Origin of the sequence: Pseudomonas sp. KT_2_4, assembly GCF_041410225.1 — a bacterium.
GTDB lineage: Bacteria > Pseudomonadota > Gammaproteobacteria > Pseudomonadales > Pseudomonadaceae > Aquipseudomonas > Aquipseudomonas paracarnis.
Map to the genome: position 1 here is coordinate 2,562,413 of NZ_CP166962.1, position 20,368 is coordinate 2,582,780.

The window sequence follows — 20,368 nt, forward strand, 5'->3', positions numbered from 1 at the left end:
CGCGGCCATGAAACCGACCCGTCTGCTCCTGACCTGGCTGAGCGCCCTGCTCGGACTGAGCGCCCTGTTAGGTGCCTCGGCAGCGTTGCAGTTCAAAGTGCCCGCCACCTTGCATTCGGTAGCCTGGGGCCTGCTGCTGGCCCTGTTGCTGCTGGCGATGCTGGATGCCGCACGCTTGCGTCGCCGCCCCTCGGTCCGCGTATACAGGACACTGCCCGGCAGCCTGGCGCTGGGGCGCTGGGAAGAAATACGCCTGTGCCTGGAGCACGACTACCCGCAACCACTGACCGTGCAGGTGTTCGATCACGTGCCCGATGGCCTGGGTGTGGAGAACCTGCCTCAATTCATTCAACTACGCCCCGGTGAACGTGCTGAGCTGGGCTATCGCGTGCGCCCCTTGCGGCGCGGGCACTTCCATTTCAGTCGCTGCGAGCTGCTGCTGCCCAGCCCATTGGGGCTGTGGTCGGCACGACGATGGGTCGACACCCGCGATTCCACCCGTGTTTACCCGGATTTCGCGCGCTTATACGGTGCGCAGTTACGGGGTGTGGATAACTGGCTGAGCCAACTGGGCGTGCGCCAACATCAGCGGCGAGGGTTGGGCCTGGAATTTCACCAACTGCGCGAGTTTCGTGAAGGTGACAGCCTGCGTCAGATCGACTGGAAAGCCACCGCCCGCCAACGAACGCCCATTGCCCGGGAATACCAGGACGAACGCGACCAGCAAATCGTGTTCATGCTCGATTGCGGCCAGCACATGCGCAGCCAGGATGACGAACTTTCCCATTTTGATCACGCGCTCAATGCCTGCCTGCTGCTGAGCTATGTCGCCTTGCGACAGGGCGATGCGGTAGGGCTGTGCACGTTCGCCAGCGACCAGCCGCGCTACCTGAAGCCGGTCAAGGGCAGTGGCCAATTGAACCTGTTGCTCAATGCGGTCTATGACCTACAGACCACGCGAAAAACCGCCGACTACCAGGCGGCCGCCAGCCAGTTGTTGGCACGTCAAAAACGCCGGGCGCTGGTGATCATCGTCACCAACCTGCGGGATGAGGAGGATGAAGCGCTGATGGCTGCCGTCCAGCGTATCGGCAGGCATCACCGGGTACTGGTGGCCAGCCTGAGGGAAGAGGTCCTCGACCAGCTACGTCAGACGCCTGTGCAGACATTGCCCGAAGCCCTGGCTTACAGCGGCACGATCGATTACCTCAACACCCGCAACCAACGCCATGATCGTTTGAGTGCCCATGGGCTGTCGGTGCTCGATACCTTGCCATCGGCGCTGGGTGCCGGGCTGGTCACACGCTATCTGGAGTGGAAAAAGGCCGGGGTATTCTGAGGATGACTGCGCAGGGGTATGGCCAGGAAACGGCCACGACCCCACGCATAATTCAGACAGAGGCCTGCAAAGGATAAAAGCTGAAGTACTGCAACAGCGCGTTGATCAGGTGCCGGTATTCCTCGGGCGCCTCAAGCACGCTGAACCCCGAGTCGTAATGCTGCGGGGTGACATCCTCGTGGCTCCACAAGCAGGTTGCCGTGAGGTCAATCGCCTTGAACTCGCCTTGCGCCACCGGCACTTTCAAGCGCAGCTCGAAATCCACCTCGGTCATCATGGGTAACGAGCTGATCAGCATCAGACCGTTTTCAGACACATTTCCAAGATAGCCGATTGGCTTGTCGGTAATACGATTGAACACCTGCAGAAAATACGGCAGTTGATGCCGCTCGATCCGTCGTTCGGTAAACATGGTGAAGTCGCCATCCAATAGCCAAAAATCTGGCCGTGCCAGTGATTCGGAACAAGCAATCGCTCGCTCTCCCTGGATCTCGGTGTGACAAAACCTACCGCTTGTCACCAAACAACTGCCGAATCCGGGCCTTGCATCCGTTCGAATGGGAAACTGCACAAACAGACATTCAAAGATTAGCCCAAGACTGGCGACAGGCCAGCTATAAAATGACAAATACCATTACAACGACGCAGGCCTTGGTTTTGCCAGGCCTGCAGCCGGCAGATGCCCCAGTTGCTGCAAGGTATCGAGCCGCGCGCGGGCTCGATAGGCGTACTCGCTAGACGGGTAGTGGCCGATGATGAACTGATAGGTCTGCGCGGCATCGACAAACAGTTTCTGGCGTTCCAGGCACTGCCCGCGCAACATCGAAACCTCCGGTTGCACGTAGCGGCGGGTACGGCTCTCGCGATCGACCTGGGACAACTCCAGGGTGACACGCTGGCAATCACCGACCCCATAGGCGCGGTAAGCGTTGTTCAAATGGTGGTCCATCGACCAGCGGGTACAGCCGACAACACTGACGGCCAGGGCAGCAACGAGCAAAATTCGCATGGGGTTCTCCTGTCTTGTGCAGTGTATCGACCCCTGGTCGAAAATCTTCAAGGCGTTTACCCATTCAACCGCAGCCAAAACAAGCCAATCGTCGATAAGTAGTGCAAACGAACAATGACTACAACGAAAGAGCATAGTAGCCTTCCCCAGCGCTTGAACTCAGGAGTCCGTGCATGTCCGTCCGTCGTACCAAAATCGTCGCCACCCTTGGCCCGGCCAGTAACTCGCCGGAAGTCCTCGAACAGCTGATTCTGGCTGGTTTGGACGTCGCCCGTCTGAACTTCTCCCACGGCACCCCGGACGAGCACAAGGCTCGTGCCAAGCTGGTGCGTGACCTGGCCGCCAAGCATGGCCGCTTCGTTGCACTCTTGGGCGACCTGCAAGGCCCGAAAATCCGTATCGCCAAATTTACCAACAAGCGGATCGAGCTGAAGATCGGTGACAAATTCACCTTCTCCACCAGCCACCCGCTGACCGAAGGCACCCAGGACGTGGTGGGCATCGACTACCCGGACCTGGTCAAGGACTGCGGCGTCGGTGACGAGCTGCTGCTGGACGACGGCCGTGTGGTCATGCGCGTCGACACCGCCACGCCGACCGAACTCAATTGCACCGTGATCATCGGCGGCCCGCTGTCCGACCACAAAGGCATCAACCGTCGCGGTGGTGGCCTGACGGCGCCGGCCCTGACTGAAAAAGACAAGGCTGACATCAAGCTCGCCGCCGAAATGGAAGTGGACTACCTCGCCGTGTCCTTCCCGCGCGACGCCGCCGACATGGAATACGCCCGTAAGCTGCGCGACGAAGCCGGCGGTACCGCCTGGCTGGTAGCGAAGATCGAACGTGCTGAAGCCGTGGCCGACGATGAAACCCTCGACGGCCTGATCAAGGCTTCCGATGCCGTGATGGTTGCCCGTGGCGACCTGGGCGTGGAAATCGGTGACGCCGAGCTGATCGGTATCCAGAAGAAGATCATCCTGCACGCACGCCGTCATAACAAAGCGGTGATCGTTGCGACCCAGATGATGGAGTCGATGATCCAGAACCCGATGCCGACCCGTGCCGAAGTGTCCGACGTGGCCAACGCCGTGCTCGACTACACCGACGCCGTGATGCTCTCTGCTGAAAGTGCCGCCGGCCCGTACCCGCTGGAAGCCGTGCAGGCCATGGCGCGTATCTGCGTCGGTGCCGAAAAGCACCCGACCAGCAAGACCTCCAGCCACCGCATCGGCAAGGTTTTCGAAAGCTGTGACCAGAGCATCGCCCTGGCTGCCATGTACACCGCCAACCATTTCCCGGGCGTGAAAGCGATCATCGCTTTGACCGAAAGTGGCTACACGCCGTTGATCATGTCGCGCATCCGTTCCTCGGTGCCTATCTACGCTTTCACCCCACACCGCGAAGCCCAGGCCCGCGCGGCCATGTTCCGTGGCGTGTACACCATCCCGTTCGACCCGGCGTCGCTGGCACCGAACGAAGTCAGCCAGAAGGCGATCGACGAGTTGGTCAAACGCGGCGTCGTGGAGAAAGGCGACTGGGTCATCCTGACCAAGGGCGACAGCTACCACACCACCGGTGGCACCAATGGCATGAAGATCCTGCATGTGGGCGACCCGCAGGTCTGAGTGACAAGCTGAAAAACAAAAGCCCCGCCCTGTGAATGGCGGGGCTTTTTGCATTTCAGTGCAGGCCACTGTGTTGAATTTCAGCGCCTCATCGCAGGCAAGCCAGCTCCCACAATAGTCAGACAACTCGGTCTACTGTGGGAGCTGGCTTGCCTGCGATGGCGTCATCGGCTCCGGACGATAAGCTCCGATACCGACTTGACCAGGCTTTTCATAACGTAAAAGGGCGAGCCAGGAACACATCCGCCAGCAATTGATTACGCGGCAGGCCCGCCAGGAACAAGCGCTTGGAAAAGGCCTCGACGCTGGCAGGGTGCCCACAAAGCAAGGCCAGGGTGTGCCGGGAAACCAGCCGCAGTTGCGCCAATGCCGGCTGCAACTGCGCCGCGGTCCATAGCTCCACGGTGAGGTGCCCATGTTGCGCGGCAAGCGCTGCCAGGGGTTCAGCCAGATAATGAGCCTCGGCCTCATGGGCCAGGTGAATCACGCGAATCTCGCCTTGATGATCCTGGCGCAGTGCCTCGCGCAACACGCCCCACAAGGGGCCCAGGCCAGTACCGGAGGCCAGCAGCCACAAGGGTCGTGATTGCCAGTCAGGATCATAGTGCAGCGCTCCACCCCGCAGTTCGCCCAGGCATACAGGATCACCGACCTTCAACTGTCGCGCGGCATCGCTGAAGGCTCCGAGTTGACGGCAGTCGATATGGAACTCCAGATACGGCTCCTCCTGGGGCAAACTCGCCAGGGAATAAGGGCGTGCCACCTGCCCTGCCCACAGCACCAAATGCTGCCCGGCCCTGTACCGCAGGGCACGTTCTGGTTGCAGGCGCAGGCGCAGTACCGTCGAACTCAGCCAATCGGCGCCCACCACCTGGGCGGGCAAGCCATCGCGCTGGGGATCAAACGCGTCGACCTTCAGGTCCGCAATGACCCGGCACTGGCACGCCAGGCGCCAACCTTGCTGGCGCTGCGTCGGGCTCAGGGCTTCGGGCTGCTGGTCGTCAACCTCACCCTCGCAACGCACCAGGCACGCATGGCAACTGCCGGCCCGGCAACTGAAGGGCACGGCCACACCGGCCTGATTCAAGGCATCCAGCAGGTTGCTGCCGGGGGTGACCGACCAGTGGCGTTCGCCGACATACAGTTCAGGCATATAAAGACTCGATCATAAGGAGCGCGCACAGGGAATCATGCCTGCGACAGTTTGACCATAGTCGGGTGTATCGGCCACCGTGCCGGGTTATACTGCCGCGCCTTTTTAGCGTCGCGCCTGCACCATTCTGGCGTGCCTTGGAAAGATGGCTTCAGCCGACCGATGCAACACTGAGGCCATCTTTATTGAATGTTCCCTTATAGAGGAGCGCGACTCATGACCGTGATCAAGCAAGACGACCTGATTCAGAGCGTTGCCGACGCCCTGCAATTCATTTCCTACTACCACCCCGTTGATTTCATCCAGGCCATGCACGAAGCCTACCTGCGCGAAGAATCGCCGGCAGCCCGTGACTCCATCGCCCAGATCCTGATCAACTCGCGCATGTGTGCCACCGGCCATCGCCCGATCTGCCAGGACACCGGTATTGTCACCGTGTTCGTGCGCGTGGGTATGGACGTGCGCTGGGACGGCGCAACCATGGGCCTGGACGACATGATCAACGAAGGCGTGCGTCGCGCCTACAACCTGCCAGAAAACGTCCTGCGCGCCTCGATCCTCGCCGACCCGGCCGGCGCCCGCAAGAACACCAAGGACAACACCCCTGCGGTCATCCACTATTCCATCGTCCCGGGTAACACCGTGGAAGTGGACGTGGCGGCCAAGGGTGGCGGCTCCGAGAACAAGTCGAAAATGGCCATGCTCAACCCGTCCGACTCGATCGTCGACTGGGTGCTCAAGACTGTTCCGACCATGGGCGCCGGCTGGTGCCCACCGGGCATGCTCGGCATTGGCATCGGCGGTACCGCCGAGAAAGCCGCGGTAATGGCCAAGGAAGTGTTGATGGAGTCCATCGACATCCACGAGCTGAAAAAGCGCGGCCCGCAAAACCGTATCGAAGAAATGCGCCTGGAGCTGTTCGAGAAGGTCAACCAACTGGGCATCGGCGCCCAGGGCCTGGGTGGCCTGACCACCGTGCTCGACGTGAAGATCATGGACTACCCGACCCACGCCGCGTCCCTGCCGGTGTGCATGATCCCCAACTGCGCCGCCACCCGTCACGCGCACTTCGTGCTCGACGGCTCGGGCCCGGCGTCACTGGAAGCGCCACCGTTGGACGCCTACCCGGAAATCGTCTGGGAAGCCGGCCCATCGGCTCGCCGCGTCAACCTCGACACCCTGACCCCGGAAGAAGTGCAGAGCTGGAAGCCGGGCGAAACCGTCCTGCTCAACGGCAAGATGCTTACCGGTCGCGATGCGGCGCACAAGCGCATGGTCGAGATGCTGAACAAGGGCGAAACCTTGCCGGTGGACCTCAAGGGCCGCTTTATCTACTACGTCGGCCCGGTTGATCCGGTGCGCGAAGAAGTGGTTGGCCCAGCGGGCCCGACCACTGCAACGCGGATGGACAAGTTCACCCGCCAGATCCTGGAGCAAACCGGCCTGCTGGGCATGATCGGCAAATCCGAGCGCGGCCCTACCGCCATCGAAGCGATCAAGGATCACAAGGCCGTGTACCTGATGGCCGTGGGCGGCGCCGCTTATTTGGTGGCCCAAGCCATCAAGAAGTCGCGCGTGGTTGCCTTCGCCGAACTGGGTATGGAAGCCATCTACGAGTTCGACGTCAAAGACATGCCGGTCACCGTTGCAGTAGACAGCAAAGGTGAATCCGTCCACATCACCGGTCCTGCCATCTGGCAGAAAAAGATCAGTGACAGCCTGGCGGTAGAAGTGCAGTAAGCACCTCATCCAAAAGAATAAAGGCGACTGCGGCCCCACGGCCCAGTCGCCTTTTTTATGCCTGGAGCAAGGGACTGCTCCTGATCTTGCTCTTGATCTGCTTTTGATCTTGATCTCAGGCGCCCCGTTAAACCACGCTGGCCGAACGCAGGCTTGAATTCGTGGGTAACCCGGCAGGACGCCGGGTTAGCCGCCCCGCGCCATGGATGGCGCGTGGCGGCGGCCCACGGATTCAAGCCTGCGTTCGGGCACACCGAGCCTAGGCGAGGTGCCGAGTGGTGGGGCAAGAGCGTTTTGCTTACTTTGGCCTGGGCCGGCATCCCGGCTTTTGCAAAGTGAGCCGCCGTCAGGGCGGAACCCTAAGTGGCCGTTACCTAACTAACGGATATCTGATCCCACATCCCGGTCGGCTGTCAGGCCGCCTTCGCGAGCAAGCCCGCTCCCACATTGCGATCGTGGGGTGTCAGGTAGATAGCCGTCGGCTGGCAAGCCGTCATCGCAGGCAAGCCAGCTCCCACAGTTGGATCGTGGGGTGTCAGGTAGATAGATGTCGGCTGTCAGGCCGTCATCGCAGGCAAGCCAGCTCCCCCACAAGCTCCTTGGTCACAAGATATGAGCTGCCCATGCTATGGTGCTCGCCCCTTACCGTGCCTGTTCATCATCGTATGATCGTGATCCCTCGCCCCCTGCGCCTGACCTTCTATTCTCTGTTGATCATCGCCGGTGCGGTGCTGGCTGCCGCCTTGGCCACGCGCCATGCCGAACGCCAGGCCTTGGTGGACGACGCCGCCCGTGCCAATCAGCAGCTCGCGCTGTATGCCAACTCGCTGCACACCCTGATCGAACGCTACCGTGCCCTGCCCGCCGTGCTGGCGCTGGATTCGGAGATGATCAGCGCCTTGAAGGGCCCGCTGGACGCCACCACGCAAGACCGGCTCAACCGCAAGCTGGAGCGCATCAACGGCGCTGCGCAGTCTTCGACCCTGGAACTGATGGACCGCACCGGCCTGGCCGTGGCCGCCAGCAACTGGAACCTGCCCAGCAGTTATGTCGGCCACAACTACGCGTTCAGGCCGTATTTCAGCCAGACCTTGAGCCACGGCACCGGGCGCTTTTATGCAGTGGGCGTGACCACGGGTATTCCGGGCTACTTTCTTTCCAGTGCGGTCGTGGATGAGCACGAGCAGTTCCTCGGCGCCATGGTGGTCAAGCTGGAGTTCCCCGAGCTGGAGCGCGAGTGGGCCCAGGGCAATGACCTGCTGTTGGTCAGCGATGCGCGGGGCATCGTGTTTATCGCCAACCAGCCGGGCTGGCGTTATCGCAACCTGCGGCCGTTGTCCGAAAATGACCTGGCTGAACTCAAGGCCACCCGCCAATACGACAAGAAGCAACTGCAGCCGCTGGACACCCAGCCCCTGCAACGCTTTGACGAAAACAGCCACTTGATCCGCGTCAACGGCCCCGACGGCAACGCCAATTACATCTGGGAGTCGCTGCCGCTCAAGCGCGAAGGTTGGACCCTGCACCTGTTGCGCAAACCCCAGTTTGCCTTTGAAGACCAACGTAACGCGGGCCTTGCCGCTGCGGGTTCGTGGCTGGCATTGGTGTTCTTGGTGCTGTTCCTCAGCCAGCGCTGGCGCCTGGCCCGCTTGCGCCAGCGCAGCCGTGAAGAACTGGAGCAATTGGTCGAAGAACGCACCCAGGCGCTGCGCACCGCCCAGGATGGCCTGGTGCAGTCGGCCAAGCTGGCGGCATTGGGGCAAATGTCGGCCGCCCTCGCCCATGAAATCAACCAGCCGCTGACCGCCCAGCGCATGCAACTGGCGACGCTGCGGCTGCTGCTCGACCATGGTCGCGTGGACGATGCCTACAAGGCGCTCACGCCATTGGATGACATGCTCACGCGCATGGCCGCGCTCACCGGCCACCTCAAGACGTTCGCGCGCAAGAGCCCCAGTGGCCTGCGCGAAAAGCTGGACCTGGCGACGGTGGTCGACCAATCCTTGCAACTGCTCGACGCGCGCCTGCGTGACGAAGCCATCGGTGTGGTGCTGGACCTCACCCGCCCGGCCTGGGTACGTGGCGACGCGATCCGCCTGGAACAGGTGCTGATCAACCTGTTGCGCAACGCCCTCGACGCCATGGCCGACAAACCGCGCAAGCGCCTGGAAATCCGCCTGCACGCCGATCAGCAGCTGTGGCAGTTGAGCGTCTGCGACAGCGGCGGCGGGATTGCCGAAGAACATTTGAGCAGCGTGTTCGACCCGTTTTTCACCACCAAACCGGTGGGCGACGGGCTCGGTTTGGGACTCGCGGTGTCCTACGCTATCGTGCATGAACTGGGCGGACGCCTGAGTGCCGCCAACCGTGGCGATGGCGCGACTTTCACCTTGACCCTGCCTATCGCCCTGGAGACGCCAGACCTATGTTGAACGCGGTGATTGTGGTCGATGACGAAGCCAGTATTCGCACGGCCGTCGAGCAATGGCTGAGCCTGTCGGGGTTTGACGTGCAGCTGTTCAGCCGCGCCGAAGAGTGCCTGGCGCAACTGCCCAAGGACTTTGCCGGGGTGATTCTGAGCGACGTGCGCATGCCAGGGCTCAGCGGCCTTGAACTGTTGGCCGAGGTGCAGCGCCGCGATGCCGATTTGCCGGTGATTTTGCTCACCGGCCATGGCGACGTGCCAATGGCCGTCGAAGCCATGCGCGACGGGGCCTACGACTTCCTGGAAAAACCCTTCAGCCCCGACGCCTTGCTCAACAGCCTGCGCCGGGCGTTGGACAAGCGTGGCCTGATCCTGGAAAACCGCCGCCTGCATCAACAGGCCGATCATCGCGCGCAGTTGGAGTCCAGCCTGCTGGGTGTGTCCAAGGGCCTTCAAAGCTTGCGCCGCCAAGTGCTGGACCTGGCGAGTTTGCCGGTCAATGTGCTGATTCGCGGTGAAACCGGCAGCGGCAAGGAGTTGGTCGCCCGCTGCCTGCACGACTTCGGCCCACGCGCAAAGAAGCCGTTCGTGGCCCTCAATTGCGCGGCAATCCCCGAGCAGTTGTTCGAAGCCGAACTCTTCGGACATGAAAGCGGCGCCTTCACCGGCGCCCAGGGCAAACGCATCGGCAAACTGGAATATGCCCACGGCGGCACCTTGTTCCTGGATGAAATCGAAAGCATGCCCCTGGCCCAGCAAGTGAAATTGCTGCGCGTATTGCAGGAACAGAAGCTGGAGCGGCTGGGCTCCAACCAGAGTATCCAAGTGGACCTGCGCATCATCGCTGCCACCAAGCCCGACCTGCTGGAAGAGGCCCGTGCCGGGCGTTTTCGCGAAGACCTGGCCTATCGGCTCAACGTCGCGCAACTGCGCCTGCCGCCCTTGCGTGAACGTCGCGAAGATATTCCGCTGTTGTACGAGCATTTTGCGCAAAGCGCCGCCGAGCGTCTGGGCCGCCAGGTCGAGCCCTTGAGTGGGCCACAGCTGGGGCGCCTGCTCAGCCATGACTGGCCGGGCAATGTGCGCGAACTGGCCAACGTCGCCGAGCGCCAGGTGTTGGGGCTGGACGAGCCGGAACCGCAAGGGATCGAGGCGGGCCAGTCGTTAGCGGCGCAGCAGGAGGCGTTCGAGGCACACTGCCTGAAGGCCGCGTTGACGCGTCACAAGGGCGATATCAAGGCGGTGCTGGCCGAGTTGCAACTGCCGCGCCGTACCTTCAATGAGAAGATGCAGCGGCATGGGTTGGTAAGGGAGATGTTTGTGTAGCGATATTTGGATCACCATCGCGGGCAAGCCCGCTCCCACATTTTGGTCTGTGAACACAGCAGGTGTGGGAGCTGGCTTGCCTGCGATGGCGTCGGCAGCCATAAGCGGATTTCCGCTCATCACCCAAAAACCATCAGCGACTTTCCGCTCAATAAAATCCCGCAACCCTTCTATTGCGGGCCTTCCTCTACCTGGCACAGCTCCTGCTATAGCCCCAACAGGCTGCGCACGCGCCGCTCCATAAAAACAACTAGATGAAGGATCCTTCAATGGATAACTCCAACACCGTGCCTCTGGGATCGATGGCCGCAAAAGCGCAGGAGCGCACCACCTCCAGCCGCATCAAGTCGATCTTCAGCGGATCGGTCGGCAACATGGTCGAATGGTACGACTGGTACGTCTACGCCGCCTTCTCGCTGTACTTCGCCAAAGCCTTCTTCCCCAAAGGCGACACCACTGCCCAACTGCTCAACACCGCCGCGATCTTCGCCGTGGGCTTCCTGATGCGCCCGATCGGTGGCTGGCTGATGGGCCTCTACGCCGACAAAGTCGGGCGTAAAAAAGCCTTGATGGCCTCGGTGTACCTGATGTGCTTCGGCTCGCTGCTGATTGCCCTGAGCCCAGGCTATGAAATCATTGGTATCGGTGCGCCGATCCTGCTGGTGTTTGCCCGCCTGCTGCAGGGCCTGTCGGTCGGCGGCGAATACGGCACCTCTGCCACCTATCTCAGTGAGATGGCCACCAAGGAACGTCGCGGGTTCTACTCAAGCTTCCAGTACGTGACCCTGATCTCCGGCCAGCTCATCGCGCTGGCGGTGCTGATCGTGCTGCAACAGGTGCTGACTACCGAACAACTGTACGCCTGGGGCTGGCGCATCCCGTTCGCCATCGGCGCCCTGTGCGCAGTGGTCGCGCTGTACCTGCGTCGCGGCATGGAAGAAACCGAGTCGTTCACCAAGAAAGAAAAAGCCAAGGAAAGCGCAATGCGCACCTTGATGCGTCACCCCAAGGAACTGATGACCGTGGTCGGCCTGACCATGGGCGGCACCCTGGCGTTCTACACCTACACCACCTACATGCAGAAATACCTGGTGAACACGGTCGGCATGAGCATCTCCGACTCCACCACCATCTCGGCGGCGACGCTGTTTCTGTTCATGTGCCTGCAACCGATCATCGGCGGGCTGTCGGATAAAATCGGCCGCCGCCCGATCCTGATCGCCTTCGGCGTGCTTGGCACCCTGTTCACCGTGCCGATCCTCACCACCCTGCACACCATCCAGAGCTGGTGGGGCGCGTTCTTCCTGATCATGGCGGCGCTGATCATCGTCAGCGGCTACACCTCGATCAACGCCGTGGTGAAGGCCGAGCTGTTCCCGACCGAAATCCGCGCACTGGGCGTAGGCCTGCCGTATGCCCTGACCGTGTCGATCTTCGGCGGTACCGCTGAATACATCGCGCTGTGGTTCAAGAGCATCGGTATGGAAACGGGCTACTACTGGTACGTGACCGCGTGTATCGCCGTGTCGTTGATGGTCTACGTGACCATGAAAGACACGCGTAAACACTCACGCATCACCACCGACTAAAAAATGTGGGAGCGGGCTTGCCCGCGATAGCGGAGGATCAGTCAAAGTTGTATCAACTGACCCACCGCATTCGCGAGCAAGCCCGCTCCCACATTCGTTATGATGCGTGCCCCAGAATTCCATATGGAGCAGGTGATGTCCGACGATATCCACTTTTACGAACCCGCCAACGGCCACGGCCTGCCCCATGACCCGTTCAACGCCATCGTCGGCCCACGCCCGATTGGCTGGATCTCCTCGCACGACCGCGAAGGCCGCCTGAACCTGGCGCCCTACAGTTTCTTCAACGCATTCAACTACATTCCGCCGATCATTGGGTTTTCCAGTGTCGGGCGTAAAGACAGCCTGAACAATATCGAACAGACCGGCGAATTCGTCTGGAACCTGGCCACCCGCCCGCTGGCCGAGCAGATGAACCAGAGTTGCGCGGCCGTATCGCCCGAGGTGAATGAATTCGAACTCTCCGGCTTGACGCCGGTGGCTTCGAAAATCGTTGGCGTACCACGGGTGGGCGAGAGCCCGGTGTCGTTCGAGTGCAAGGTGACGCAGATCATCCAGCTGCAACGTGCCGACCAACAGTTGGTGCCGAGCTGGCTGGTGCTGGGCGAGGTGGTTGCGGTGCACATCGCCAAATGGTTGCTCAAGGACGGGATCTACGACACCGCTGCCGCCGAGCCGATTTTACGCGGGGGTGGCCCGGCGGATTATTTCCAGCTGGGGCCAGAAGCGCTGTTCAAGATGTACCGCCCAGGCGCCACCAAACCCTGACTGCAATGCAATCAAAACTGTGGGAGCTGGCTTGCCTGCGATAGCGGTGGGTCAGTTAACCCAAGAGTGACTGATACACCGCTATCGCAGGCAAGCCAGCTCCCACATTGGTTAGGTGTGCTGCCTCAGCGTTCAGCAGTCGCCCAGGTCAGTTGGCCTTCTGCATCCACATCGACCAGATGCTCGAGTTGCAACGTCGCCGCATCATCGGCATCGGACGCTGTCTTGAACGTCTGCCCATCAAGGATCTTGTGAAACCTGGGTGCGCCCATGCCATCCAGTGCCTTGACGGCGACGGCGGCGCTGTAGCCACCTTCGCCCGGTACTACGGCGGAAACGGCTTCGTGGTGGGCAAATTGTTTACGTGCCATGTTGCAAGTCCTGGCCAATGGAAAGTCGGCCATTCTAACCGTTAACCGGCCAGTTGCAGGTACTCGCCGTAGGCCTGTGCCGCCGATGCGTCGGTGAAGGTCTGGAAGTCCATGCTGCGCACGACCATGTCGTTCAGAAGCTCAGTGAAGATCATCAGGGCCGGAGAGTTGAAGTAGGCGCTCATGGCCTGCTCGCTGCTCCAGAATCCGGATACCAGCCATACATCGGGGTCGACCTGGGAGTGCTGCAACGAGAATTGCAGGCAACCCTGGGCCTGGCGACCCGGTTCGATCAAACTGCTCAAGCGTGCACCGAGTTCGGTGCTGCACCCGCTACGGGCGCGGATAAAGGCCATATGGCTCGCGGGAATGGGGGTGGACATGTTCGACTCTCCCGTTGAGAAGTGATGCTCGGCAAGCACAATGAGGGCGTGTTGCCACAGGATCAAAGATAACGGCGCGGCGGTAAGCGCGGTTAGTCAATTCCTGCAGGCTTATTGCACAATCCTGCGAGAAGCGTAGGGAGGACGTTCGGTCTCAGAATTTATTCCAGGCCCAGGCCCCATGTTTCAGGCAGATGACAGGCTGCGTACTTGCCTGATTCACGCGATCTCGCAGGATCAGGCAAGGATGCTGCAGAATCGACGTAACACTTTTTGAAAAGCCGCCGCTAAGCTGAGCCCATCAAAGCAGCGTGTAGAGGACGCCCCATGCCGTCGCCCGAATCCAAGCCCGTTCCCCTCGATGCCGAGATGGAGAAACAACGCGCCGAGCTGGCCAGTATCGTGCACCGCCATACCTGGGAGGACGGCTCCTACGGCACGGCGATCACCTCGCTGTACCTGAACCGCCACAACGCGCCCCGGGATTTCATGCCGGTGCTGGTGGAACCCGCGCTGTGCATCCTAGCCAGTGGCAGTAAGGAAGTGCGCCTGGCCGACGAGATCTTTGCCTACGACCCGCTCAACTACCTGGTGTTCTCGGTGGCGATGCCGGTGGCCGGCCGCATTATTGACGCCACCGCCGAGGACCCGAACCTCTCGGTGCGTATCAATATCGACCCGGCGCAGCTCACCGCGCTGATCGCAGAGGCCGGGCCGATGGGCGTGCCCTCGCGCCCGACCTCACGAGGCATGTACGTCGACCGCATCGATCACGCACTGCTCGACGCGGTGCTGCGCCTGACCCGCTTGCTGGACACGCCTAAAGACATCGCGATGCTCGCGCCCTTGATCAACCGTGAAATTCTCTACCGCTTGCTGCGTGGCCCGCAGGGTTATCGCCTGTATGAAATCGCTGTGGCTAACAGCCAGAGCCATCGGGTGAGCCAGGCGATCACCTGGCTGAACGGCAACTATGAACAGCCGCTGCGTATCGACGACCTAGCCAAGGAAGTGAACCTGAGCGTCTCGACCTTGCACCATCGCTTCAAAGCGATCACGGCCATGAGCCCGCTGCAATACCAGAAGCAACTGCGCTTGCAGGAAGCCCGGCGGCTGATGATTGCCGAAGGGCTGGAGGCCTCGGCGGCGGGCTATCGGGTGGGGTATGAAAGCCCGTCCCAGTTCAGCCGGGAGTACAGCCGGTTGTTCGGTGCGCCGCCGCTGCGCGACCTGGCCCGGTTGCGCCAGAGCATCTGATGTACGCAGAGCAACATGTGGGAGCTGGCTTGCCTGCGATGGCGGTGTGTCAGTCACTAATGAGTCAACTGAACCACCGCTATCGCAGGCAAGCCAGCTCCCACATTTGATCTCAGGTATTTGTTAGTCCAAGGTTCTTGGTAGTTGCAGGGTGACGCGCAGGCCGCCTTCGCGCAGGTTCTGCAAACTCACTTCGCCCCCATGGCTATGGGCAATATTGCGCGCAATGCCCAACCCCAGCCCGTAACCCTGCTGCTGGCCGGCCAGTCGAAAGTGCGGTTCAAATACCTGTTCCAGCCGCTGCTGCGGCACACCAGGCCCCTCGTCATCCACATGCAGAATGAACTGCGCGCCATCGTCCTCGATATGCAAATGCGCGTTCTGCCCGTACTTCAGCGCGTTGTCGATCAGGTTGCCGATGCAACGCTTGAGCGCCAGCGGCTTGCCTGGGTAGGCTGACAGCGCCGCGCCATCGAGGGTCACTCGGCCATTGCCATGGGGGGCCAGGTATGGCTCCACCAGGCATTCGAGGACGTGGTTGAGGTCCACCGGCTGGATATTTTCGTGGATGTCGGTGTCTTTCACGCATTGCAACGCACCCTTGACCAGCAATTCCAGTTCATCCAGGTCACGGCCGAATTTGTTTTGCAGGTTCTCGTCCTCCAGCAATTCCACGCGCAGGCGCAGGCGGGTGATGGGTGTGCGCAGGTCATGGGAAATCGCGCTGAACAACTGGCTGCGCTCGGTCAGGTAACGGCTGATGCGTTCACGCATGGCATTGAACGCACGGCCCACTTCCACCACTTCACTGCCGCCGCCTTCAGCCACCGGCTCCACATCGGCGCCCAGGGACATGTCCCGCGCCGCTCGCGCCAGGCGTTTGAGCGGTCGGCTTTGCCAGTGCACCAGCAGGCCGATGAACAGCAGCAGAAAACCGCTGGTGAGCACGATGAACCACACCTGCTGGGACGGCAGGCCTTGCTCTTCCAGGCTGGTGTAGGGCTCGGGCAATAGCGAGGCGATGTACAGCCATTCACCGGGTGCCAGTTGGATCTGGGTGACCAGCACCGGCGGGTTCACCGGCTCCAGGGTCAACGCGTAATGGGCCCAGGAGCGTGGCAGTTCGTCGAGCTTCAGGCCGGCATTGAAGATGCGCAGGTCTTCGGCGCTGACGAACTCCACCGAGATATGCACGTTGGCACCCAGGGTCTGGCGCAGCACTTCATCCACTGCCACCAGCACCGCCTGCTTGCGTGGGGTTTCGGGCAATAGCTGCATGTCCAGCGGGCGATCATTGAGGGTCACCACAAAACGCGTGCCGCCCATGCTGCGCAATTGGTCCAGCACCAACGGGCGATAGGCCACCGGCAGCGACCGGAAGTAACTCACGCTGGCAGTCATTGAATGCGCCAGGCTGCGGGCGCTGGTGACCAAGCCCTCAAGCTGGGTGGCGCGCAATTGCGACACCCAGATCACGCTGGACAGCGCCTGGGCGAACAGCACCGCCAGTAAGGTCAGCAGTAACATGCGCCCCAGCAGCGAGCGGGGTACCGGGAAGCGGCGACGGCGTTCGTTCAGCGCTTCAGTGGGCATTGCCGGCAACCACGCTGGCTGCCAGTTGATAGCCGCTGCCGCGCACGGTGCGGATCAGCCGCGGAGGTTTCTCGGTGTCGCGCAGGCGCTGGCGCAAGCGGCTGACGGCCATGTCGACGATACGGTCCAAGGGCATGAGGTCGCGGCCACGGGTGGCGTTGCCGATGGTGTCGCGGTCGAGGATCTGTTGCGGGTGGTCGAGAAACAACTTGAGCAAGGCGAAGTCGGCACCGGAGAGGATCACCTCTTCACCATCCACATGAAACAAGCGGTGGCTGATCATATCCAGGCGCCATTCATCGAACACCCACACATCACCGCCGCTGCTGCGCTCCTGGCCGAATTGGCAGCGGCGCAGCAGTGCCTTGATACGCGCCTGCAACTCGCGGGGGCTGAACGGCTTGCCGATATAGTCATCGGCGCCCAGCTCCAGGCCGATCACGCGGTCGGCTTCGTCGGAACTGGCGGTGAGCATGATGATCGGCACCTGCGCCTGGCGCGGGTGCTGGCGGATCCAGCGGCACAGGCTGAAGCCGTCTTCGTCTGGCAACATGACATCGAGGATGACCAGGTCGCACGGCGCCTCGTTCATTGCCTGGCGGAACCCCGCACCGTCGGACACGCCACGGACCTGGAAGCCGGCGCGACTGAGGTAGGTTTGCAGCAATTCGCGGATTTCCTGGTCGTCGTCGACGAGGAGAATGGATTTACTGATTACGCTCACGGGGGCCTCCTTGTTGTTATGGCCTGGCTTAAATCATCGGGTGCGCTTTAGGCCGTCATCGCAGGCAAGCCAGCTCCCACACTTGGAATGCATTCCAGACTGTGGGAGCTGGCTTGCCTGCGATGGCGCCATTATGACCTATGCAAAAGCTTGCTCAAGCGCCACACCCGCCCCAGTCAGCCCGGAATACGGCGCCGTCACCAACCACACTGGAATACCTTTGAAGTAGTCGCTCATGCAGCCTTTATCCGCGAAGCTTTTAGCGAAACCACTGGCGATAAAGAAGTCGGCAAACCTCGGTATCACCCCACCCACGATGTACACGCCACCGCGTCCACCGGTGGTCAAGACGTTATTGCCCGCCACCCGGCCCAGCCAGATGCTGAACTGGTCCAATACTTCCATCGCCACCGGATCGCCGGCCAGGCCCGCCGCCGTGATGGCTTCGGGGGTGTCGAGCACCGGCTCGTGCCCATCCACCGCACAAATCGCCCGGTACAGCCGTGGCAGGCCGCCACCGCTTAACGCGGTTTCGGCGCTGACATGCCCGATCTCGCTGTAGATGTGTTGCCACAGCTGGGTTTCCCGTGGGCTGCTCAGGGGCAGGTCGACATGCCCACCCTCCCCCGGCAATGCTGCCCAACGGCCTGCGCCGAGGTCCAGCAAGGTGCCGACACCAAGACCCGTACCTGGGCCGATCACCACGGCCGGGCGCAAGGGCTCCGGCGTGCCTTCGCAGACCACGCGGAATTCGTCGGGCTTGAGCCGGGTCATGCCCAGGGCCATGGCCGAGAAGTCGTTGACCAGCAACAGTTCATCCACCTGCAGGGCCTGGCAAAACGCGGTTTTGCTCAGGCGCCAGTGGTTGTTGGTGAACTTGAATTCATCGCCGCTCACCGGCCCGGCCACCGACAGGCACACCGCACCGATGTCCCCGATTTCCAGGCCTTCCTCTTTGAGATAGACCTTGATCGCCTCTTCAGGGCTGCCGTGATCCGCCGTGGCATGCACGCGGATCGAATGCAGTTCCTGATCCCGCCATAACGCAAAACGGGCGTTAGTCCCCCCGATGTCACCGACCAGCGCAAGCTTCACTTAAGCGTCTCCAAGGCAGAGGTAAAGGCGCTGGCGCCCTGCTCTGCGGAGCTTGCGGCCAAGCGCATGAATGCAAACAGCTCGCGACCGGCTCCCACGTTATTGCCCAACAGGCCCGTGGCAGGCGTGCGCGCTGCAAATACTTCGGCGTCCACCTTAAGCTCCAGGGTGCCGGTAACGCCATCCACACGGATGATATCGCCATCCTGGACCCGCGCCAGCGGCCCGCCGCTCTGGGCTTCGGGGTTGACGTGGATCGCGGCAGGGATCTTACCCGACGCGCCGGACATTCGCCCATCTGTCACCAGCGCCACCTTGAAACCACGGTCCTGCAACACGCCCAGGAACGGGGTCATCTTGTGCAGTTCCGGCATGCCGTTGGAGCGCGGCCCCTGGAAGCGCATCACCGCGACAAAGTCTTTTTCCAACAGGCCAGCCTTGAAGGCATCGGCCAGGTCCTGCTGGTCCTGGAACACCACCGCGGGCGCTTCGACAACCTGATGCTCCGGCGCTACCGCCGAAACCTTCATCACGCCACGGCCAAGGTTGCCTTCCATCACGCGCAAGCCGCCTTCCGGCGAGAACGCACGGGCCACGGGGCGCAGGATGGTTTCGTCGAGGCTTTCGATCGGCCCGTCGCGCCAGACCAGTTCGCCATCCACCAGGAAAGGTTCCTGGATATAGCGGCTCAGGCCCTTGCCGGCCACGGTGTTGACGTCTTCGTGGAGCAGGCCGGCTTCCAGCAGTTCGCGGATCAGGAACGACATACCGCCCGCCGCCTGGAAGTGGTTGATGTCAGCCTTGCCATTTGGATACACGTGGGACAGGGTCGGCACCACCTCGGAGAGGTCGGCCATGTCCTGCCAGGTCAGGATGATGCCTGCCGACATGGCAATGGCCGGCATGTGCAGGGTGTGGTTGGTGGAGCCGCCAGTGGCGTTGAGCGCAACGATGGAGTTGACGATGGACTTCTCGTCGACAATCTCGCCAATCGGCGTGAAGTTGCCATTGGCCTTGGTCAAACGCGTGACCTGGTGCGCAGCTTCACGGGTCAACGCATCCCGCAGGGGCGTGTACGGGTTGACGAACGAAGCGCCAGGCAAGTGCAGGCCCATGACTTCCATCAGCAACTGGTTGGTGTTGGCGGTGCCGTAGAAAGTGCAGGTGCCGGGGCTGTGGTAGGACTTCATCTCCGATTCCAGCAGTTCTTCGCGGCTGGCCTTGCCTTCGGCATAGCGCTGGCGCACATCGGCCTTCTGCTTGTTGGAGATACCCGAGGGCATCGGCCCGCCTGGCACGAAAATCATCGGCAGGTGGCCGTAGCGCAGCGCGCCCATCATCAGGCCAGGAACAATCTTGTCGCAGATGCCCAGCATCAGCGCGGCGTCGAACATGTTGTGGGACAGCGCTACCGCCGTGGACATGGCAATGACTTCACGGCTGAGCAGGCTCAGTTCCATGCCCGGCTCGCCCTGGGTCACGCCGTCGCACATGGCGGGGGTGCCGCCGGCGAACTGACCGACCGAGCCGACTTCGCGCAGAGCCTTTTTGATCTGTTCGGGGAAATGCTCGTAGGGCTGATGCGCCGAGAGCATGTCGTTATAAGAAGAAACAATTGCCACGTTGGCGGCATTCATCATGCGCAGGCTGTTTTTGTCTTCGGTGCCGCAACCGGCCACGCCGTGGGCGAAGTTGGCGCATTGCAGCTTGCCGCGCATCGGACCGTCGCTGGCTGCGCCGCGAATGAGCGCAAGGTAAGCCTCGCGGGTGGCGCGGCTGCGGGCGATAAGCCGTTCGGTGACCTCAAGAACGCGGGGATGCATGTATAGAACTCCAGGCTAACGGATGTGGCGACCTGAGAGTCTATGCTGATCAAACGCCCACGGCTCATGGGATGGCAGGGGGTCGTTTGGATCATCGGACCAGTTGATTCAGGTCACTCGTTGTAGATTGAACAAAATATTGCCACTA

General features: G+C 61.6%; 17 protein-coding genes. 8 read left to right on the forward strand and 9 right to left on the reverse strand.

What is annotated here, in order from left to right:
* Positions 1–7: 7 nt before the first annotated feature.
* Positions 8–1,339 (forward strand): DUF58 domain-containing protein, encoded by a 1,332-nt coding sequence (locus AB9N64_RS11830; protein WP_371360291.1) that lies wholly within the window; start codon positions 8–10, stop codon positions 1,337–1,339.
* 52 nt (positions 1,340–1,391) lie between these two features.
* Here the strand turns inward: AB9N64_RS11830 and AB9N64_RS11835 are convergent, their stop codons facing one another.
* Positions 1,392–1,751, reverse strand: a complete 360-nt coding sequence (locus AB9N64_RS11835; protein WP_019821226.1) for a PilZ domain-containing protein — start codon at positions 1,749–1,751, stop codon at positions 1,392–1,394.
* Positions 1,752–1,973: 222 nt separating this feature from the next.
* Positions 1,974–2,348, reverse strand: a complete 375-nt coding sequence (locus tag AB9N64_RS11840; RefSeq protein WP_003193903.1) for a tol-pal system YbgF family protein — start codon at positions 2,346–2,348, stop codon at positions 1,974–1,976.
* A 173-nt stretch (positions 2,349–2,521) separates the two neighbouring features.
* Here AB9N64_RS11840 and pyk point away from each other — a divergent pair, with 173 nt between their 5' ends.
* Entirely contained in the window at positions 2,522–3,973 is a 1,452-nt protein-coding gene (pyk, locus tag AB9N64_RS11845; protein ID WP_003193904.1) for a pyruvate kinase, read from the forward strand.
* Positions 3,974–4,184: 211 nt separating this feature from the next.
* Here the strand turns inward: pyk and AB9N64_RS11850 are convergent, their stop codons facing one another.
* Positions 4,185–5,126 carry an iron-sulfur-binding ferredoxin reductase gene (locus tag AB9N64_RS11850; RefSeq protein WP_371360294.1) on the reverse strand — a complete coding sequence of 314 codons (942 nt, stop codon included), beginning with the start codon at positions 5,124–5,126 and terminating at the stop codon, positions 4,185–4,187.
* Positions 5,127–5,342: 216 nt separating this feature from the next.
* Here AB9N64_RS11850 and AB9N64_RS11855 point away from each other — a divergent pair, with 216 nt between their 5' ends.
* From AB9N64_RS11855 to AB9N64_RS11875, 5 genes are all read left to right on the forward strand, one after another.
* Complete coding sequence (locus tag AB9N64_RS11855; protein ID WP_003193907.1) at positions 5,343–6,866, forward strand: fumarate hydratase; 1,524 nt, start codon at positions 5,343–5,345, stop codon at positions 6,864–6,866.
* 665 nt (positions 6,867–7,531) lie between these two features.
* Positions 7,532–9,298: an ATP-binding protein gene (locus tag AB9N64_RS11860; RefSeq protein ID WP_371360296.1), complete on the forward strand. Its 1,767-nt coding sequence runs from the start codon at positions 7,532–7,534 to the stop codon at positions 9,296–9,298.
* Positions 9,292–10,617, forward strand: a complete 1,326-nt coding sequence (locus AB9N64_RS11865; protein ID WP_003193910.1) for a sigma-54 dependent transcriptional regulator — start codon at positions 9,292–9,294, stop codon at positions 10,615–10,617. Before AB9N64_RS11860 ends, AB9N64_RS11865 begins: the two co-directional genes overlap by 7 nt.
* Before the next feature lie 269 nt (positions 10,618–10,886).
* Positions 10,887–12,206 carry an MFS transporter gene (locus AB9N64_RS11870; protein ID WP_371360298.1) on the forward strand — a complete coding sequence of 440 codons (1,320 nt, stop codon included), beginning with the start codon at positions 10,887–10,889 and terminating at the stop codon, positions 12,204–12,206.
* A 135-nt stretch (positions 12,207–12,341) separates the two neighbouring features.
* The gene (locus AB9N64_RS11875; protein WP_038451372.1) at positions 12,342–12,974 is read left to right on the forward strand and encodes a flavin reductase family protein; all 633 of its coding nucleotides are present in this window, start codon (positions 12,342–12,344) and stop codon (positions 12,972–12,974) included.
* Positions 12,975–13,099: 125 nt separating this feature from the next.
* Here the strand turns inward: AB9N64_RS11875 and AB9N64_RS11880 are convergent, their stop codons facing one another.
* Positions 13,100–13,345, reverse strand: a complete 246-nt coding sequence (locus AB9N64_RS11880) for a hypothetical protein (RefSeq protein ID WP_019817340.1) — start codon at positions 13,343–13,345, stop codon at positions 13,100–13,102.
* Between the two features lie 41 nt (positions 13,346–13,386).
* A complete protein-coding gene (locus AB9N64_RS11885; protein ID WP_003193915.1) occupies positions 13,387–13,728 on the reverse strand; it encodes an antibiotic biosynthesis monooxygenase family protein in 342 nt (113 codons plus the stop codon).
* A gap of 327 nt (positions 13,729–14,055) precedes the next feature.
* Here AB9N64_RS11885 and AB9N64_RS11890 point away from each other — a divergent pair, with 327 nt between their 5' ends.
* Entirely contained in the window at positions 14,056–14,985 is a 930-nt protein-coding gene (locus tag AB9N64_RS11890; protein WP_003193916.1) for an AraC family transcriptional regulator, read from the forward strand.
* A 123-nt stretch (positions 14,986–15,108) separates the two neighbouring features.
* Here the strand turns inward: AB9N64_RS11890 and AB9N64_RS11895 are convergent, their stop codons facing one another.
* The 4 genes from AB9N64_RS11895 to edd form a co-directional block, all read right to left on the reverse strand.
* Complete coding sequence (locus AB9N64_RS11895) at positions 15,109–16,578, reverse strand: ATP-binding protein (RefSeq protein WP_371360301.1); 1,470 nt, start codon at positions 16,576–16,578, stop codon at positions 15,109–15,111.
* Entirely contained in the window at positions 16,568–17,302 is a 735-nt protein-coding gene (locus AB9N64_RS11900) for a response regulator (protein ID WP_003193918.1), read from the reverse strand. Before AB9N64_RS11900 ends, AB9N64_RS11895 begins: the two co-directional genes overlap by 11 nt.
* Positions 17,303–17,440: 138 nt before the next feature.
* The gene (locus AB9N64_RS11905; RefSeq protein WP_014719751.1) at positions 17,441–18,397 is read right to left on the reverse strand and encodes a glucokinase; all 957 of its coding nucleotides are present in this window, start codon (positions 18,395–18,397) and stop codon (positions 17,441–17,443) included.
* Entirely contained in the window at positions 18,394–20,220 is a 1,827-nt protein-coding gene (gene edd / locus AB9N64_RS11910) for a phosphogluconate dehydratase (RefSeq protein ID WP_014719752.1), read from the reverse strand. Before edd ends, AB9N64_RS11905 begins: the two co-directional genes overlap by 4 nt.
* Between the last annotated feature and the right edge of the window lie 148 nt (positions 20,221–20,368).

What these genes read in the sequence shown, in the direction of transcription:
- AB9N64_RS11830 (WP_371360291.1), top strand. Translation starts at nt 8, where the DNA reads ATGAAACCGACCCGTCTGCTCCTGACCTGGCTGAGCGCCCTGCTCGGA.
- AB9N64_RS11835 (WP_019821226.1), bottom strand. Translation starts at nt 1,751, where the DNA reads ATGTTTACCGAACGACGGATCGAGCGGCATCAACTGCCGTATTTTCTG.
- AB9N64_RS11840 (WP_003193903.1), bottom strand. Translation starts at nt 2,348, where the DNA reads ATGCGAATTTTGCTCGTTGCTGCCCTGGCCGTCAGTGTTGTCGGCTGT.
- pyk (WP_003193904.1), top strand. Translation starts at nt 2,522, where the DNA reads ATGTCCGTCCGTCGTACCAAAATCGTCGCCACCCTTGGCCCGGCCAGT.
- AB9N64_RS11850 (WP_371360294.1), bottom strand. Translation starts at nt 5,126, where the DNA reads ATGCCTGAACTGTATGTCGGCGAACGCCACTGGTCGGTCACCCCCGGC.
- AB9N64_RS11855 (WP_003193907.1), top strand. Translation starts at nt 5,343, where the DNA reads ATGACCGTGATCAAGCAAGACGACCTGATTCAGAGCGTTGCCGACGCC.
- AB9N64_RS11860 (WP_371360296.1), top strand. Translation starts at nt 7,532, where the DNA reads ATGATCGTGATCCCTCGCCCCCTGCGCCTGACCTTCTATTCTCTGTTG.
- AB9N64_RS11865 (WP_003193910.1), top strand. Translation starts at nt 9,292, where the DNA reads ATGTTGAACGCGGTGATTGTGGTCGATGACGAAGCCAGTATTCGCACG.
- AB9N64_RS11870 (WP_371360298.1), top strand. Translation starts at nt 10,887, where the DNA reads ATGGATAACTCCAACACCGTGCCTCTGGGATCGATGGCCGCAAAAGCG.
- AB9N64_RS11875 (WP_038451372.1), top strand. Translation starts at nt 12,342, where the DNA reads ATGTCCGACGATATCCACTTTTACGAACCCGCCAACGGCCACGGCCTG.
- AB9N64_RS11880 (WP_019817340.1), bottom strand. Translation starts at nt 13,345, where the DNA reads ATGGCACGTAAACAATTTGCCCACCACGAAGCCGTTTCCGCCGTAGTA.
- AB9N64_RS11885 (WP_003193915.1), bottom strand. Translation starts at nt 13,728, where the DNA reads ATGTCCACCCCCATTCCCGCGAGCCATATGGCCTTTATCCGCGCCCGT.
- AB9N64_RS11890 (WP_003193916.1), top strand. Translation starts at nt 14,056, where the DNA reads ATGCCGTCGCCCGAATCCAAGCCCGTTCCCCTCGATGCCGAGATGGAG.
- AB9N64_RS11895 (WP_371360301.1), bottom strand. Translation starts at nt 16,578, where the DNA reads ATGCCCACTGAAGCGCTGAACGAACGCCGTCGCCGCTTCCCGGTACCC.
- edd (WP_014719752.1), bottom strand. Translation starts at nt 20,220, where the DNA reads ATGCATCCCCGCGTTCTTGAGGTCACCGAACGGCTTATCGCCCGCAGC.